Source organism: Veillonella intestinalis (assembly GCF_943193155.1).
Taxonomy (GTDB): Bacteria; Bacillota; Negativicutes; order Veillonellales; family Veillonellaceae; genus Veillonella_A; species Veillonella_A intestinalis.
Map to the genome: position 1 here is coordinate 17,820 of NZ_CALPDB010000003.1, position 17,163 is coordinate 34,982.

Annotated in this window: 9 protein-coding genes and 1 pseudogene; 5 read left to right on the top strand and 5 right to left on the bottom strand. The window is 39.0% G+C overall.

Annotated elements, in window-relative coordinates:
• Positions 1–162 precede the first annotated feature (162 nt).
• Positions 163–1,347 carry an SAM-dependent methyltransferase gene (locus tag NFR44_RS04005; protein ID WP_251441389.1) on the bottom strand — a complete coding sequence of 395 codons (1,185 nt, stop codon included), beginning with the start codon at positions 1,345–1,347 and terminating at the stop codon, positions 163–165.
• A 422-nt stretch (positions 1,348–1,769) separates the two neighbouring features.
• Positions 1,770–2,048 carry a PLP-dependent transferase gene (locus tag NFR44_RS04010; protein WP_251441391.1) on the bottom strand — a complete coding sequence of 93 codons (279 nt, stop codon included), beginning with the start codon at positions 2,046–2,048 and terminating at the stop codon, positions 1,770–1,772.
• Here NFR44_RS04010 and NFR44_RS04015 point away from each other — a divergent pair.
• The 3 genes and pseudogenes from NFR44_RS04015 to NFR44_RS04025 all read left to right on the top strand — a co-directional run.
• Positions 2,039–2,554: pseudogene (locus tag NFR44_RS04015) on the top strand (thiamine pyrophosphate-dependent enzyme); the annotation flags it as partial. The gene NFR44_RS04010 and the pseudogene NFR44_RS04015 sit on opposite strands and share 10 nt — an antisense overlap.
• A gap of 352 nt (positions 2,555–2,906) precedes the next feature.
• Positions 2,907–6,449 (top strand): PD-(D/E)XK nuclease family protein, encoded by a 3,543-nt coding sequence (locus NFR44_RS04020; RefSeq protein WP_251441392.1) that lies wholly within the window; start codon positions 2,907–2,909, stop codon positions 6,447–6,449.
• Positions 6,409–10,404 (top strand): UvrD-helicase domain-containing protein, encoded by a 3,996-nt coding sequence (locus NFR44_RS04025; RefSeq protein WP_371875178.1) that lies wholly within the window; start codon positions 6,409–6,411, stop codon positions 10,402–10,404. Before NFR44_RS04020 ends, NFR44_RS04025 begins: the two co-directional genes overlap by 41 nt.
• 100 nt (positions 10,405–10,504) lie before the next feature.
• Here NFR44_RS04025 and NFR44_RS04030 read toward each other — a convergent pair whose 3' ends face one another.
• Positions 10,505–11,389, bottom strand: coding sequence for a LysR family transcriptional regulator (locus tag NFR44_RS04030; RefSeq protein WP_251441394.1), 885 nt, complete (start codon positions 11,387–11,389; stop codon positions 10,505–10,507).
• A gap of 158 nt (positions 11,390–11,547) precedes the next feature.
• On the opposite strand from NFR44_RS04030, the gene NFR44_RS04035 reads away from it, so the two are divergent.
• On the top strand, positions 11,548–13,482 hold the full coding sequence (locus NFR44_RS04035; protein WP_251441395.1) for an aconitate hydratase: 1,935 nt from the start codon (positions 11,548–11,550) through the stop codon (positions 13,480–13,482).
• 2 nt (positions 13,483–13,484) lie between these two features.
• Complete coding sequence (locus NFR44_RS04040) at positions 13,485–14,627, top strand: 2-methylaconitate cis-trans isomerase PrpF family protein (protein ID WP_251441396.1); 1,143 nt, start codon at positions 13,485–13,487, stop codon at positions 14,625–14,627.
• Between the two features lie 35 nt (positions 14,628–14,662).
• Here the strand turns inward: NFR44_RS04040 and NFR44_RS04045 are convergent, their stop codons facing one another.
• Both NFR44_RS04045 and NFR44_RS04050 read right to left on the bottom strand, forming a co-directional pair.
• On the bottom strand, positions 14,663–15,454 hold the full coding sequence (locus tag NFR44_RS04045) for a basic amino acid ABC transporter substrate-binding protein (RefSeq protein WP_251441397.1): 792 nt from the start codon (positions 15,452–15,454) through the stop codon (positions 14,663–14,665).
• 181 nt (positions 15,455–15,635) lie between these two features.
• Complete coding sequence (locus NFR44_RS04050) at positions 15,636–16,466, bottom strand: basic amino acid ABC transporter substrate-binding protein (protein WP_251441398.1); 831 nt, start codon at positions 16,464–16,466, stop codon at positions 15,636–15,638.
• Positions 16,467–17,163: the final 697 nt, after the last annotated feature.

Below are 17,163 nucleotides of genomic sequence, written 5' to 3' on the forward strand. Positions count from 1 at the left end.
GATCCTCGTTAATTAGAAAAATAATAAATAGAGTTTTCTTAGATTTGATTATTGAATTATACCTTTCTATTATATAGGGTGATTGAGGCTGTTAGCAAGCTAGTAGCATGAGTATTTATAATGGATATTTAAAGAATTTGAAGAATTTGAAGTCTAAACTTTTTAATACCATCGCGTAATAGGCAAGTCGTTATTTATGCCTTTCGTAGCTAAGATTTGGTGTAAATCCATCATGCCATTGGCAAAGGCAGCGGCACAGCCATTTAGGTACAAGTCCCACATGCGAATAAAACGTTCATCAAACTTTTCACGAATAATCGATAAGTTAGCTCTAAAATTTTTATCCCATTCGAGTAATGTCATATTGTAGTGCATACGGAGATTTTCTACATCAAGTACGTGAAAATTATCGTCTGTCATGTCCGCAATCATTTCACGAAGGCTTGGCAACATACCACCGGGGAAAATATATTTACTCATCCATGCATCACCAGGCTTTTCATTCATACCACTGATAAAGTGAAGTAGGAATACGCCACCGTTGACTAGGACGGAGTCGACACAATCATTAAATAGTTGGTAGTTTTCACGACCTACATGTTCAACCATGCCTACGCTTACTACGCGGTCGAATGAAAGCCCTGATTTAGGTAAATCACGATAATCCATCAATTTAACGGTTAAATAGTCTTCTAAGTGATTTTCTTTAATGCGTGCTTGGAACTTTTCATATTGTTCATGGCTAAGTGTAATGCCCGTCCCTTTGATTTTATATTTCTTAGCGGCTTCGATAAGCAAAAAGCCCCAACCACAACCGATATCAAGAAGGCGGAGACCTTCTTTTAAATATAGCTTATCAAGAATACGATGAATCTTATTCATTTGTGCTTCGTAGAGGGTGTTATTAGGATTTTCAAAGTAAGCACAAGAATATTGCATTGTTTCATCAAGCCAGAGCGAGTAGAAGTCATTACCGATGTCGTAATGGCTTTGAACTTCTTCTGCTTGGTGTTTTTTTGTTAAGGGATTATGGGTTAATTTATTAAGTACATCGCCAGCTGTGGAAAATTCATCCATTTGACCTAGAAAATGGTTTAGTGCGAAGTATAAATCGCCTTCAATTTCTAAATTGCCGTCCATGTATGCTTCGCCGAGTGCAATGGATGTGCTGGCTATGAGTTGACTAGCAGGGATAGGTTCTTTCATGTGTACAGTAAAAAGAGGATCCCCTTTGCCAATTATATATTCATTATCTTTAAATTTTACTTTAAATGGATTGGCATCAAATCGTTTTAAGAAACTTATCATCGACTTCTCTTCTATTTTTTCTCCTAAGTTGCCTAACATTATGAGGTTCCTCCTTATTAAAAATTTAACTATCTTGTTTTTATATACTAAAACTATCATAATTAAATGTCAATAAAGTCGGCGTTTCTAATAACTTATAACAGATATTGGAAATATAAATAGATAAAATAAATTTACACGATTTGTGTTTAAAATAATTGATAAATTGTTTTGTTATAACTATCGAGGTTATAAGCGTGTACATTGATAACTTTGAATGTATTGTGTTGGTTTATGAAATATATGTATTAGCTATAGGAAATAATGGTGTGGCTGTTATAGGAGTTCACGAATTGTGAAATTGGATTTTAGTGCATAGGAATACCCGTGAACGAGAGGGGGTTCACGGGTATTTAGAAATAAGTATATATTAGTTTTAGAGGGAACGTGTTTGAAAATAGAAATGTTGAAGGTTATTTTTATTAAGCAATGGTATTTAAAGCTTGTTCTAGGTCGGCAATGATATCTTTAGCATCTTCTAGACCAACAGAGAGACGAACTAAACCTTCACTAATGTTAGCGGCAGCTAATTCTTCTTTAGTATAGGTGGAATGTGTCATGGAAGCAGCATGTTCAATAAGGGTTTCTGCATCCCCTAATGATACGGCTAAACGACAAAGTTTTACTGAATTCATTACTTGGGCCCCTTCTTTGACACCACCTTTTAATTCAAAGGAAACCATGCCACCAGGTAAGGCCATTTGTTGCTAGTGGTAAACGGACGAAGAAAAAAGACCTTGGTATGATTGCTATGTCTTATGGCTATGTGTATGTAGCGCAAGTGGCTATGGGGGCCGATAAGAATCAGCTTCTTAAAGCAGTAACGGAAGCAGAAGCCTATCCAGGACCATCACTAATCATTGCGTATGCACCTTGCATTAACCATGGCATTAAGAGCGGTATGGGCACGACTCAAGAAGAAACCCGTCGCGCTGTAGCTGCTGGTTATTGGGATTTATATCGATATAATCCAGCCTTACGTGGCACTGGTAAAAATCCATTTAGCTTAGATTCTAAAGAGCCAACTGAAAGCTTCCGTGACTTCCTCATGGGTGAAGTGCGATATGCTTCGTTACAACAATCTTTCCCTGAAATTGCGGAAGAATTATTTGAAAAAACAGAGCAAGATGCTAAAGAACGACGTGCCTCGTATGTGCGCTTGCAAGCTGGCTTTGAGCAAGAAATAGGTAAACACACTGTTAATTAATAGGTAAACAGGCTGTACATTAGTAGACCTTTTAGTATAAGTCTTAATCAGACATTCAAAGTTAAGAACTTATTCATTGAAAGGTATTCTGTGATAATTATAGGTATCTTTTTAACTCCTTAAAGGATACCGTGTAATTATAGCCTCATATAAAGCCTCATAAGGAACTGTATGGAAATGAGCAATTGCAAATTTCCGTACAGTTCCTTGCTTTGTTTTGTGATAGAATAAATACAAGCATATATTGATATGGCGAAGTACAGGAGTTATTACAACAAGGCTTAGTGTACGATAGCATCATATGAGAAGAAGTTTTCGTGATATATATTATTTTTAGTGAAAGGAGCATACCATGGCTATTTCCGCCTTTATAGGACGAGCTGGGACGGGTAAGACTCAGGCTTGTTTTGAACGGATTAAAGAGATTATTGCCACTTGTCCGGGAGAGCCTATTTTATATATTGTGCCAGAGCCGGCAACGTATACAATTGAACGAAGTTTGGCAGAATTTATGCCTGAAGAAGGCTTTACCACTGTTCGCGTAGTGGGGTTTAATCGACTGGCTTATCAGGTATTTCAGTCTGTTGGTAAAGTTCGTGAAACAACCTTATCTGATGTGGGGCAAAAGTTATTATTGCGTCTCATTATGAAACGTCATAGTGGCTCCTTAGAGCTATTAGGACAAGCAGCACGACAACCTCATTTTGCTGATGTATTACAGGGGCTTTTAAGTGAATGTAATTCGTTTAAGGTAACCGCGACGGATTTAAGACAAGGGGCTGAGCAAGTAGAGTCCATGATTTTGCAACGTAAATTGCAAGAATTGGCTCAGCTAATGGAAGCCTATGAAGCATTGGTCGGTGAAACTTGTGGCACTGTGACAGATCGGCTACAGGAATTGATGGAGGTGTTGCCTTCTAGTCCGCTTATGAAGGACTCACATGTTATTGTGGACGGGTTTCATTGGTTTACGCCATTACAAATGGAATTGCTGTATACTTTATTTGATTTGGCGAAAGAGAGTATTATTACGCTTACTTTGCCACCAGATTTAGCAAAACTTACAGTGCCAGAGCATAAGTTGCGAATTTTTGGACGACCTCATTCCGTGTATAAAGATTTATATACTACCTATGGGACGGAGTTGTTGGTTCGTCAGTTTACAAACAATGAGCGATTTATAACACCTGTTTTAAAGGAGTTAGAAAGTTGCTATTTTAATACGCCCTTAAAAGGAAATTCTACGGATGAACAAATTCCAATTACAGCCGGTTATAATCGAGAACGAGAAGCAGATGCTGTATGTCGCCAGATTTTAACAGTTATGACAGAGCCTAAACGGCGTTGGAAGGACATTACCATTATGCTTCGTGAGTCAGAAACATATAGTGATGTGTTAGAAAAGGCGTTAAAACGTTATGAAATACCTTATTTTTCTGACCGCCGTCGCCCTATGGTGAGTCATCCTTTAGGCGAGTTTTTAGTTAGTGTACTGGAAGTTGTACGACGTGGCTTTGATCATGATGCGCTATTTCGTTTATTAAAAACAGATTTTTGGCCCATAAGCCGTGAAGCGGTGGATGAATTAGAAAATTATTGCCTTGAATTTGGTGTGCGCGATTTTATGTGGCTCAAAGACGAATGGCCGTATAAGCGGAAAGATCGTTTTGCCAGTGAGGATGAAGAAATACGGAGTGTTATCGATGACAGCGAAAATATTGTCAGTATTGGTGATGAAGAGCTAAGTCATACTGTGTCTGAAGAAACCGTCGATGTAGAAGAAGTGCGGCGTTTGCGAGTTAATGAAACACGAACTTTGATTATGAGGCATTTACAGCCTTTTTGGGAATTTGCTAAGACGGAACACACCGGCTATGAGTGGTGTGAGCAGCTTTTTAACTTACTCACTGCTGTGGGTATTCCGGTGCAATTAGCCCAGTGGTGTGAAACAGCTGAAGCGATGGGCGCCGCCGAAACTGTGGCTGCTCATGAGCAAATGTACAAGCGTGTAGTGGCTTTATTTGATGAAATCATGAATCTTAATTTGCCAGATCCAATGAATGTAGGGGATATGGAATTATTGGTTCAAGAAGGTTTAGAGGAAGTGTCCTATTCATTAGTACCACCAAGTTTAGACCATGTAATGGTAACAACGGTAGAACGTGGTTATACTCATGAAAGTGATATAGTATTTTTGATGGGCCTTAATGAAGGTGTTTTTCCGCAGCACATGGGTGATGAAGGTCTGTTAAATGATAAAGAACGGCAGGACTTAAAAGCGGCGGGTATTACTTTGGCAGAAGGTGCCTTAGTACGGGCTTTTAATGAAAACTTTTTGCTCTATTTAGCCTGCACTCGAGGTCGAAACGAATTATATTTGTCCTATGCTGGCGCCGATGAAGAAGGTGGGGCTTTAGAAAGTGCTTTGGCTATTAAACGATGGCAGCAGTTAGGGTATAGTCAGGTACCACAGGTAGAACCTTTAACAATTTCGCCTACAGCAGCACCACAGTATTTATGGCGGCCTATGCAAAGTCTGGCGCTATTAGCTGGTCAAATGGGGAATGTCACACAAGGGCAGGATTTGGGTGCTCTTTGGCGAAGTCTATATGATTGGAGTTTAAAAGGCCATTATCGTGAAGCTTTGCGTATCGCCACTCGTGGTGTGACAGATACGAATGAAGTGCCGTTAGTGGATCGCTCGGTGGTACAAGCCTTGCTATTTCGTCAGGACGCTTTGAGTGGTTCTGTAACACGGTTAGAGAGTTATCAACGTTGTCCGTTTGCCTTTTATGCTAAGTATGGTTTGAAATTGGAACAACGGAAGGTAAAACAATTTGGCGCCCCTGAAATAGGGATTTTCTTACATGAAAGTTTACGTGCTTTAGGCATGCAATTATTAGCTCAAAATCGCCAGTGGCGTGATGTAAGTGTGGAAGAAGAAGCCCAGTTATGCCAAGCCGTAGTGGCAGAGATTAGTAATGATTTATTGCTTGGTGAAGCAGGTGATATTTATGAAACGGTGTTACAACAGCGTTTAGAAGCGACCTTGCGACGTACCGTTCAACGATTGAGTGATTGGTCTAGTAAAAGTGTGTTTAATACGCGTTATTTAGAAAAAAACTTTGGTGGTGGCCCAAGCAGTTGGCCAGCAGTACAAATTCCTTTAGACGATGGGAATTACATTCGTTTACAAGGGCAGTTAGACCGTGTTGATGAGTGGACGTATGAGGGTAAGACGTATGGCCTTGTGGTAGATTACAAATCAGGTGGCGCTAGTGTAAAAGCGGCCGATGTTTATTATGGCTTGAAATTGCAGTTAGTGACGTATTTATTAGCTTTAGAAAAGGCCCAATGGACGGACCATATTGAGCCGGCGGCCTTAGTATATACATATGTAAAAAATCCGCGCGTTTCAAAAAGAGAAGTATTAACCGAAGAAGGCGCAGCTGCTTTGCTTAACACAGAGTCTTCCTTGCGCAATACGGGGTATTTTTTAAATAATCCAGAGTTGTTAATGAAGATTGATGAGACTGTTGGGAGCAAGACTACACCGTATGTTCCTGTTCGTTTAACGAAAGCGGGGACGGTGAATGGCAATGATAAGGATAAAGTAAAAACGACGGAACAGTTTAAAATATTGACGGACTATGCACAGCAAGTCATGGGGAAAGCAGGGCAACATATTTTGGCTGGTCATTTTCCGGTGAGCCCATATAATATGAATCACAGTATTCCGTGTAATTATTGTCAGTATCAGGCCTTATGTCGTTTTGAAAATACACGCAATGCATATCGCTATTTAGAGGGCATGGCAGAGGAATCTTGTTTAGCACGTATGGCGGAAGGAGGCGATGTATATGAAGTGGACAAAGGCACAAGAACAAGCAATTAAGTCACCCCGTCAAGGGACACTTCCGTCGCAGACCTTATTGGTAGCAGCGGCAGCAGGTTCCGGTAAGACGGCTGTGTTGGTAGAGCGTATTATTCAGCGTTTACAAGACAAAGAACGACCACTATCGATTCAGGAACTCTTAGTGGTTACATTTACTAAGGCCGCTGCCGCTGAAATGAGTGCGCGTATTGGGGCTAAATTAGCAGATGTATTTAATAGCACAGGTGATCCTAAATTAGAAGAACAATTGAGTCTTTTACCATCAGCGCATATTTCAACCTTGCACTCTTTTTGCCAGTGGGTGATTAGCAGCTATTTTTATCGTCTTGATATTGACCCTTCCTATCGCATTGGGAATGAAGGGGAGTTAATGCTCCTTAAGACTGATGTACTGGCTACATTGTTGGCTAAGGCTTACGAAGAAAATAAATATCATATATTTGCTATTGCTGACATGTTTGGCAATGACCGTTCCGATGATGGTATTATAGAGCAAGTTTTAGCCCTTCATCGTTTTGCAGTAGCCCAAGCAGATCCAGAAGCTTGGCTTGTAGACTCTAAAAATAGATATGAATTAGCATTAGAACAGCCGATTCTAGATACTATTTGGGGTGAATACTTCTGGCGACAACAGCAACAGCTTATAGGTGAAATTGCGACGCGTTATGAAACTATGCGAGAATTGACTAGTTTGCCTGATGGGCCGGCTAAATGGTCGGAACAGGTAGATTCGGTGCAATATATTATGAATGCTTTAGGCGAAGCTACGACTTGGGATGCTATGCATGAAGCGGTGGCCCTAATAGGACAGCATAAGTTTAAGTCTTTTGATACCCGCTCTTTTAAAAAAGATTTAGATGCTGGTATTCTCAGTGATGGCTTAGTATCTCAAGTGAAAGCCTTAGGGGTAGCGAATAAAGAGGCTTTGCAGGCTATGCAAACAGGGCCGTTTGTTATTACAGAAGCACAATTTCATGCACAGATTAAGCAAATGCTACCATATGTGCAAGGGCTGGTGGATTTAACCTTAGCTTTTATGGTTGAGTTTACAGCGGCTAAGCAAGAATTAGGTATGCTTGATTTTTCAGATTTAGAACATCTATGTTTGGCTTTGTTGCGCACCAAACAAGCCGATGGGACTTGGGCTCCTTCTGAAGTAGCCCTTGAATTGCAACAGACTTTTAAAGAAGTTATGGTCGATGAATATCAAGATACAAGTGGTGTGCAAGAAGCGATTGTAAACTTAGTATCACGTAAGGATAATCGATTCTATGTAGGCGATGTGAAGCAGAGTATTTATCGCTTCCGCATGGCGAATCCGTTACTCTTTATGGAGAAATATCATCGTTTTGGCCATGGTGTAGATGATGTGGAAATGCGCATTGATTTATCGGAGAATTTTAGATCTGACGCTAATATTTTAAAATTTACTAATTTTGTATTTCACCAAATTATGTCAGCAGAAGCAGCAGAATTGGAGTATGGTGAGAAGGAAGCTTTAAATCCAGGACGCAAAGTAGAGGATGCCCCAGAAAATTGGGTAGGTGGCCCAGTGGAATTGCATTTAATTGATGTAGGGGAGGGCGCGAAATCTACTTTTGCTGATGAAGGGACAGAAGATACTAATAAAGCTAGCAAAGGACAAGGCTCAATGTGGACAGTTAGTGATACTAGTGCCAGTGGCAGTGAGTTTGCTAGTGAGGATGATGTAGATTTAGAAAATGATGAAAAAGAGATTGCTTTTATTATTGAAAAACTACAAGCGTTGAAAGAACAGGCAAAAGTTGTGCAAAATCCCGATGGTTCATATCGACCAATGGCTTGGCGTGATGTAGTGATTTTGCTTCGGTCTGTTAAAGTTAAGGCTGGCCGCATGGTTGAAGCTTTACGACAAGCGGGGATACCGGCGTATGCAGAGGAAAATAGTGGGTATTTTAGTGCCTTAGAAGTGAAATTATTATTAGCGTTACTACAAGTTATTGATAATCCAGAACAAGATTTGCCAATGGCGGCGGTCTTGGGTTCTCCTTTTGTAGGCTTAGATGCTAATGAACTTGGCCATTTGCGCATGAGCGGGGAAGGGTCCCTGTGGTCCTTATTAGCTAGTTATGGTAAAACTACAGACAATGAAGGGGTATTGCATTTTGTAGAACGATTGGAACGGTGGCGCACTTATTCAAGACAGCATAGTGTAAGTGATTTGTTGTGGACTATCTACGAAGAAATGAATTATTTAGATTATGTTAGTGCGATGCCTAATGGTTTAGTTCGGCGAGCCAATGTAATGGCCTTGTATGAACGGGCTAAGCAATATGAAGCAGGTAGCTTCCGTGGTATTTTCCGCTTTTTACGATTCTTAGAAAGTTTACAAGAAGCGGGGCAAGATTTAGGGATTGGTAAAACGGTTAGTGAAGCCGATGATGTGGTGCGTATTATGAGCATCCATAAAAGTAAGGGCTTGGAGTTTCCAGTCGTATTTTTAGCTTCCTCACAAAAGGGCTTTAATTTACGCGATATTCAGGCGCCTATGCTACTTCATGGTGACAGTGGTGTGGCTGTTAAAGGCTATTTTGAAGCGTATCGAGTTTTATATGGTTCTTTGCCTTGGGTGCATATGCGGGAGCAACTTCGTTTAGCGGCGAAGGCCGAAGAGGAACGTATTTTGTATGTAGCCTTAACACGAGCTCGCGATAAACTTTTTATTACTGGTTTTGTTAAAGATTTTAAAGCGCTTTGCCAAAAGCAAGCTGGTCCTGCGCTCGTGGCTAATTCAGAAAAGTTACCAACCTCTTTAATTACAGGTGCTAATTCTTATTTGGATTGGTTTATTATGAGCTTAAGTCGCCATTTGGAAGGCAATCCAATTCGTGTATATAGTAAAGTAGAAGATGTAGCGCTGATGGATTTACCAGATAAGAAGTGTAGGCTTAGCATTACGCTACATGATGGTGCTAAGTATACTAGTACGCCAAAGCATGCTGTTAAAGAACCAGCTTTATTGGCTGCTGTTGAACGGTTAGAGCCAATTCAAGCAGAGCCATTGCATGAGGAAATAGTAGAACGCTTTAATTTTGCTTATCCTTATATGGGGGCTGTACAACGAGCGGCTAAGATCTCTGTTAGTGAATTGAAACGACGTTTTGCTGAGCCCGAAGAAGAGGCGGTTAGCATAGTTTCAGATACGATAGGTCTTATAGATCTTGCAGACTCTATAAATTCTACAAATACTACAGCTATTACAGAGTCTGCAAATACTGCAAATACTGCAAATACTGCAAATACTGTAAATACTGTAAATACTGTAAATACTGAAAACATGGAAAACACTGCAAACACCACAGTTACTACAGACTTTGCGTCTCCTATGCAAATAAAAGAAACACCTTCTAATTTGGGCGCTTTTGATGTAAAACCACAAGCCTTGATGGATAAGGAAGAAGTGGCGTCAGGTGCACGTTGGGGTACATTGATGCACGAAGCTATGCAATGGTTGCCGTTAGAAGCATATACAGCACAACATTTGCGTGATACTTTGGATCGATTGACCTTAGAAGGATATTTCACTACGGAAGAACGACAGGTGCTTAATGAGCGGGCTTTACATCGTTTCTTTACCTCTGATTTAGGTCAACGGCTCTTGGCTTCGCCACAAGTGGCTAGAGAATGGCCATTTAGTATGCTCATTGAAGGGCATGAAGTATATCCCGAGGTAGAACCAGGAGAAAAGCTGTTCTTACAAGGGATTATTGATACGGCCTTTTTAGAAGATAATCAATGGGTGTTAGTGGATTATAAAACAGATCGGGTACCTGATGGGGAAGCGTTGATAAAACGATATGGCGTGCAATTACAGATATATAGTAAAGCTTTGGAGAGATTAACTGGATTACCGGTAAAAGCTTGTTATATATATTCTTTCCGTTTACATGAAGCGGTATTAGTGGATGTGGAGTAGTAAATAGTCAGTCCATTAAGTTAGATATTATAAGTTAAATAGTAATAGAAAATCAATAGACAGCCCTTACAGTATTCACGCTGCAAGGGCTGTCTATTGATTATTTATGAGGCTGATTTTTCATATATTCTAGCATATAGTCTATAAAGGCTTGTACTGGTTTACGCTGTGGATCCCGTAGGTGGTAGTACAGATTAGTCTCTCGTTCGATGGGTGTGCCGTCATCCCATTGGAGCGGTTCTATATTAATGTCGTCTTTAAAATATTCAAGTCCTGTGTAAGGTAAGATTGACCAGCCAAGATTCTTTTGAATAAATCGACGACAGGTGGCCATAGTATCTACATATAAGCATGTATTTGGCGGGGTGTCAAAATTTTGATTCCACCAAGTATCCATAATGGTATACAAAGAAGGGTCAGTGGTATAGCGGATTTGAGGAACGGTAGGCAATGTTTGACGATTACAAGCTTTAGAGGTAACTAGACAGATGGGTTCTGTGCTTAAGTATATTTTTTCTCCCGTTGGAGCATGATGGCCGCGCATAATACCTATATGAATATCATTGTTGGTAAATAGTTGAGCAATTCGGGAGCTAATGCCTGTTTGGAGATGCAATTTAATATGGGGATAGCGGTTTGTGAAACCCGCTAAGATAGAAGGTAGTTCATAGTTGGCAAAAATAGACGAGGAACCTAATTGGAGTGTGCCAGTTATGGTTGTTTTGCGATTTTCCAGAGACTCTTCAAATTCTTTTTTTCGTTTTACACTGTCAAGTGCATATTGGTAATATAACTCACCTGTTTCTGTGAGGATAACCCCTTTCGTTGTCCGAATAAAGAGAGGTTCATCAAAGCCTTTCTCTAGCTGCGTTAAGCGATAACTTAAGGCTGGTTGCGACATAAAGAGTTTATTGGCGGCTTTGGTTATATTTTGTTCCTGAGCAATGGTAAGAAATAGTTCCCAATCCTTTTCTATACTATCCATGATGGTTCTCCTTACGTTTACTTACTTATATAATACTTGCAATATAAAAATTTTATCACAAAATATACAAGTTATCTATTTTTCTTATTTTAAAAATGAGTATATGATAAATGCATAAGATACATGTAATTTAATCAATTTATATAGGAGGCATAGCGATGGCTGGTAAAAGTTTAATGTATAAAATTTTGGAATCTCATTTATTAGAAGGGGAATTGAAGGCCGGTACAGATATTGGAATTAAAATAGACCAAACTCTTACACAGGATGCATTAGGCACTATGGCTTATCTTGAATTTGAAGCATTAGGTGTAAATCAGGTAAAAACACTATCTGTTTCTTATGTAGATCATAATACTTTACAAGATGGCTTTGAAAATGCTGATGACCACAAATACTTACAAGATGTAGCGAGTAAATATGGAATTTATTATTCCAAAGCAGGTAATGGTATTTGTCATCAAGTGCATGTTGAACGTTTTGCCCGTCCTGGTCAGACGTTAGTTGGTTCTGATAGCCATACACCAACGTCTGGTTCGTTAGGTATGTTTGCGATGGGCGTAGGTGGCATGGATGTAGCAGCCTCTATGGCAGGCCATGCGTTTCATTTAATTTGTCCAAAGGTTATTAATATTAAATTAACTGGCGCTTTACCTGCTTGGTGTGCCGCGAAAGATATAGTACTAAAAGTATTGAGTATTTTAACAACAAAAGGCAATGTAGGAACGGCATTAGAATACACTGGTGAAGGGATTGCCAGCTTAACCGTGCCAGAACGAGCTACGATTACTAATATGGGGGCTGAAATGGGGGTTACTACCTCAATTTTCCCAAGTGATGAACGAACTCGTGAGTTTTTAAAAGCGCAACAACGCGAAGATATGTGGTTACCTTTAGAACCGGATGCTGATGCTGTATATGATGATGTTATTGAAATTAATTTAGATGAATTAGTGCCTCTAGTAGCTTGCCCTCATTCACCAGATAATGTTAAAACTGTGGCTGAAATGAATGAGATTCCAGTGGATCAAGTTTTAGTAGGCAGTTGTACCAATTCCTCTTATCGTGATTTGATGGTAGTAGCGGCCATGCTAAAAGGGCGTAAGATTCACCCTGATGTTAGTTTTGGTGTGGCGCCTGGTAGTCGGCAAGTATTAGAAATGATTTCTAAAAATGGCGCATTGGCCGATATTATTAGCTCTGGTGCTCGTATTTTAGAAAGTACCTGTGGCTTCTGTGTAGGCTGTGGACAAGCACCTCGCTCTAAGAGCATTTCCTTGCGTACCAACAACCGAAATTATGAAGGTCGTAGTGGCACTAAAGATGCTCTTGTTCATTTGGTAAGTGCAGAAACCGCTGTAGCGTCTGCTTTGACGGGTAAATTTACAGATCCTCGGACATTAGACTTTGAATTACCAAAGATTACCTTGCCAGAAGTATATGAAATTGATGACTCTATGATTGTAAAACCCGCTATGGAGGCAGAACAGGAAATTTTACGAGGCCCTAATATTGGTAATCCTCCAAGCAATGAACCAATGCCAAAGGTTGTAAACGCTAGAGTAGCGATTAAGGTAGGCGATAAAATTACGACCGACCATATTATGCCAGCAGGTCCATATTTGAAATTCCGTTCTAATGTACCTAAATACAGTCAATATACATTCTGTCATGTGAAACCAGATTTTGCAGATACTTGTAAAGCAAATGTGGAGCAAGGTCAATTTAATATTATTGTAGCGCATGAAAGTTATGGTCAAGGTTCATCTCGTGAGCATGCGGCTTTATGTCCTATGTATTTAGGCGTTAAGGCGGTTATGGCAAAATCTATTGAACGAATTCATATGGATAATTTAGTGAATTTTGGGATTTTACCATTGTTCTTTGAATCTGATGAAACGTATGAATTACTTCAAGATGGTGATGAATTAATCTTGCATATGGATGATGCTTCCTTTGAAAAGGGCGAATTTGTTGTAGAATTAGCGACAAAAGGTATAAAATTTACGATGAAAACTCCGTTAAATGAACGTCAGAAAGAGATTGTTCGAGCTGGTGGTAAATTAAACTTCTTACGCGTAGGAGGTAAATAAGAATGGATGGTTATGTAAAATTACCAATTGTATATATGCGCGGTGGTACAAGTAAAGGCGCTTATATTAATATGGCAGACTTACCTACAGAGCCAGCTGCTCGTGATGCTTGTATCCTTTCTTTATATGGTAGTCCTGATAAACGGCAGATTGATGGTATTGGCGGGGCTGATCCGTTAACGAGTAAAGTAGCCTTAGTAGGGATTTCACAACGAACAGATATAGATGTAGACTATACATTTGGTTATGTTGGTATTGATGATGCTGCTGTTGACTATGAAGGGAATTGTGGCAATATGTCAGCTGGTGTTGGCGTATTTGCAATAATGCAAGGTTTTGTTAAAGCAGTGGAGCCAGAAACAGTGGTTCGTATATATAACACAAATACGGATAAAGTAATTGAGGCGCATATTCCTGTAAAAAATGGGGAACCACAAGTAGACGGTGATTTTGCTATTGATGGTGTTCCTGGTAAAGCGTCTAAGATTATTCTTTATTTTAAAGAACCAGCAGGGGCTAAGACGGGTAAATTATTGCCTACTGGTCAGGTGAAAGATGAGATTACGTTAGCGGATGGCCGTACAATTTCTGTGAGTCTAGTGGATGCAGCGACACCGGCTATTTTTGTGCGAGCCGATGCATTGGGCTATAAAGGTACAGAATTGCCGATAGATATTGAAAATGACACACAAGGGCTGTTACAAACATTGGAAGATATTCGCTGTCAAGGTGCGGTTATGATGGGGTTAGCTGATTCCAAGGAATCAGCTAGTCCTGCAGTGCCTAAGGTGTGCATGGTATCAGCACCACAATCTTATGTAGCTATTGATGGCCGGCGTATAGAGGCTTCTGATATTGATGTAGTAGCGCGTACAAAAGCCTTAAAGGTTATTCATAAGGCTTATGCTGTGACTGGTGGAATTTGCACAGCTACGGCGGCTTTAATTCCTGGTACAGTTGTTAATGAAGTTGTGAGTGAACGGGCTAAATTAAGTAGAAATGTTGTTTTAGGTCATCCATCTGGCTCCTTTAGTTTTAGTATTGATATTAAAAATGATGGGCCAGACTATGTTTTATATAAGGCTGGGGTTGCTCGTACAGCGCGCCCTATTATGGAAGGGATAGCCTATGTAAAAAGAGACTAAATTTTACAATTTAGTCTCTTAGAAAGCTTATAATTTTATTTTTTTACAGCACCAAACCATTTTTCATAAATTTTATCGTAAGTGCCATCAGTTTTTAACTCTTCTAATGCTTTATCAGCCGCTTCTTTTAGCTGTTTATCATCTTTACGGAAGGCCCATACAAATGGTTCTGGATCAACTGGTTCGCCAATAATTTTGGCATCAGCATCAGCGCCTTGTTTTAAGTAATAAAGTGCTACAGCATTATCAAGCACGATAGCATCAGCAGTACCTGCATTTAATTCATTAAATAATTGAGAGTTGCTGTCTACAGATTTTATTTGTGCATTAGGAATTTTTTCAGCTACATCTAAGGCTACGCTGCCGATTTGAACGACAATGCGTTTACCAGCCAAATCATTCATACTAGCAGCTGTATCGTCTTTTTTAACGATAGCTACGAAACCACCTTTATCAAAATATGGTGTACTGAATAATACGGCTTTTTCACGTTCTGGTGTAGCGCTTAGACCAGATGCAATCATATCGATGTCTTTACTTTGTAAAGCTGGGATTAAGGCATCAAAGCCCATGCTCTTAAATTCCATTTTGTAGCCCATTTTTTTAGCTACAGCATCAGCTAAATCGATGTCGAAACCTACATATTTATCCCCTTCGGTGAATTCAAAAGGTGGGAATGTAGTTTCTGCCCCTACTTTAATTACTTTTTCTTTAGAATCGCTGCCAGTACTGCTACCACAGCCTGCAATTAAACCGGCTGTTAACAATGCAGCTGTTAGTGTTACCACTACTTTTTTGCTTGCAAATTTTTTTAGACTATTAAACATAATGTCCGCCCCCATTTACATAAGTATTAATTAGGAATTAATTATAAGCATATTATAGCTTCTTTTTGTATAAATATCAACAAAATAAAAATATTTTGTATATCTATTCAGTGGAATTTTAATTTTGACTAGTAAAATAAAGCATCCCTATGCATATTTACATAGGGATGCTTTGTTTACATTAAAATTCAGAAGGGCCAAACCATTTTTCATATATTGTTTTATATGTACCATCTGCTTTTAATTCGTCTAATGCTTGGTTAATTTGATCGCGTAATTCTGTATCATCTTGGCGGAAGGCCCATACAGTACCACGTGGGTCACTAGGTTCACCAGCTAAACGAAGATCCTGATAGGAGTCTTGTTTTAAATAATACGTAGCAACTACTGTATCGATAATAACGGCATCAGTTTCAGATTTTTGTAATGCTTTGAAGGCATCTTCATTATTTTTGACTTCTTTAACTGTGGCACCTGGAATATGTTTTGCCATATCGGTGGAAATAGTACCAGTTTGTGTGATTACGTTTTTGTTGGCTAAATCTTGCATACTATGGATAGTATCATCTGTTTTACGAACAACTGTGATGAAACCATTATCTTTGAAATATGGTTCTGAGAAGATGACAATTTCGGAACGATCTTCTGTAGGATTAATTCCGGCTGCAATCATATCAATTTCGTTAGTTTCTAAGGCTGGAATTAATTCATCAAAATCTACACTTTTTAATTCCATTTTATAGCCAATTTTTTGAGCGATAGCTTCCATCAAATCAATATCAAAGCCTATATATTTTTTACCATCTTTAAATTCATAAGGGGCAAAGGTTGTTTCGGTACCTACACGTAATACTTTTTCAGTAGAAGGGGGATTGGCAGGCACGGCTGTATTAGTCGTACTGGCTTTGCTACTACAACCAGCTAATAAGGCTGTTATTAAAAGACTTGCTGTAATCCCTAAGAGCATTTGTTTGTTTACTACACGTTTAACTCGCTCCAATAGATTCATCATAATAAACTCCTCCTTACCGTAAAGCAAATCATTTTGTTGTGCTTTACTTACATCCACTACTACTACTTCATCTTCTTCTTTTTCATTTGCAATTATTGCAAATGAACTATCTTATGGGCTCATTATAGTCCTGTAATCGGTAAATAGCAATAGGTGGCAATTTCGATAAAGTGAGTGTTTATCAAGGTTTTTAGAGCATAAATTAGGCGAGTTAATTAATGGTGAATAGTAATTTGTATTTTTAATAAATGAAATTTTATATAAATTTATGAATTGCTAGCTTGAATAATATACTTGCGTATAAAATTATTTTATGCTGGGCATAAGATAATTTTTGAGATAATTTCGGAGAATTTAAAGAAATTTCCAAGAAATAGAAAATTTGCTTCAAAAATAGATATTAATAAATTAGATTGTAGTTATAAAAAAGTGCGTATAATAAAATGTGAAAATTTTTCTACTTTTCTCAGCTTTTTATAAAGAGTGTAGTTAATGGGCAAAACAAAAGCATGTAATTATTCCTGAACGACCGTCCTCCTTCTCTAAAAGGAGATACGGTAGAATTAAAAAAAGATAGTCACTGCTTCTGTACGACCGTTTCTTTCCCCCCTCATAAAGTTGTATAGTTAATGAGTGGAAATAAAAAAGAGTGACAGTATTCCTGAACGACCGTTCTCCTTCTCTAAAAGGAGATACG

What these genes read in the sequence shown, in the direction of transcription:
- NFR44_RS04035 (WP_251441395.1), top strand. Translation starts at nt 11,548, where the DNA reads ATGGCTGGTAAAAGTTTAATGTATAAAATTTTGGAATCTCATTTATTA.
- NFR44_RS04025 (WP_371875178.1), top strand. Translation starts at nt 6,409, where the DNA reads ATGTATATGAAGTGGACAAAGGCACAAGAACAAGCAATTAAGTCACCC.
- NFR44_RS04040 (WP_251441396.1), top strand. Translation starts at nt 13,485, where the DNA reads ATGGATGGTTATGTAAAATTACCAATTGTATATATGCGCGGTGGTACA.
- NFR44_RS04005 (WP_251441389.1), bottom strand. Translation starts at nt 1,347, where the DNA reads ATGTTAGGCAACTTAGGAGAAAAAATAGAAGAGAAGTCGATGATAAGT.
- NFR44_RS04010 (WP_251441391.1), bottom strand. Translation starts at nt 2,048, where the DNA reads ATGGCCTTACCTGGTGGCATGGTTTCCTTTGAATTAAAAGGTGGTGTC.
- NFR44_RS04050 (WP_251441398.1), bottom strand. Translation starts at nt 16,466, where the DNA reads ATGATGAATCTATTGGAGCGAGTTAAACGTGTAGTAAACAAACAAATG.
- NFR44_RS04030 (WP_251441394.1), bottom strand. Translation starts at nt 11,389, where the DNA reads ATGGATAGTATAGAAAAGGATTGGGAACTATTTCTTACCATTGCTCAG.
- NFR44_RS04020 (WP_251441392.1), top strand. Translation starts at nt 2,907, where the DNA reads ATGGCTATTTCCGCCTTTATAGGACGAGCTGGGACGGGTAAGACTCAG.
- NFR44_RS04045 (WP_251441397.1), bottom strand. Translation starts at nt 15,454, where the DNA reads ATGTTTAATAGTCTAAAAAAATTTGCAAGCAAAAAAGTAGTGGTAACA.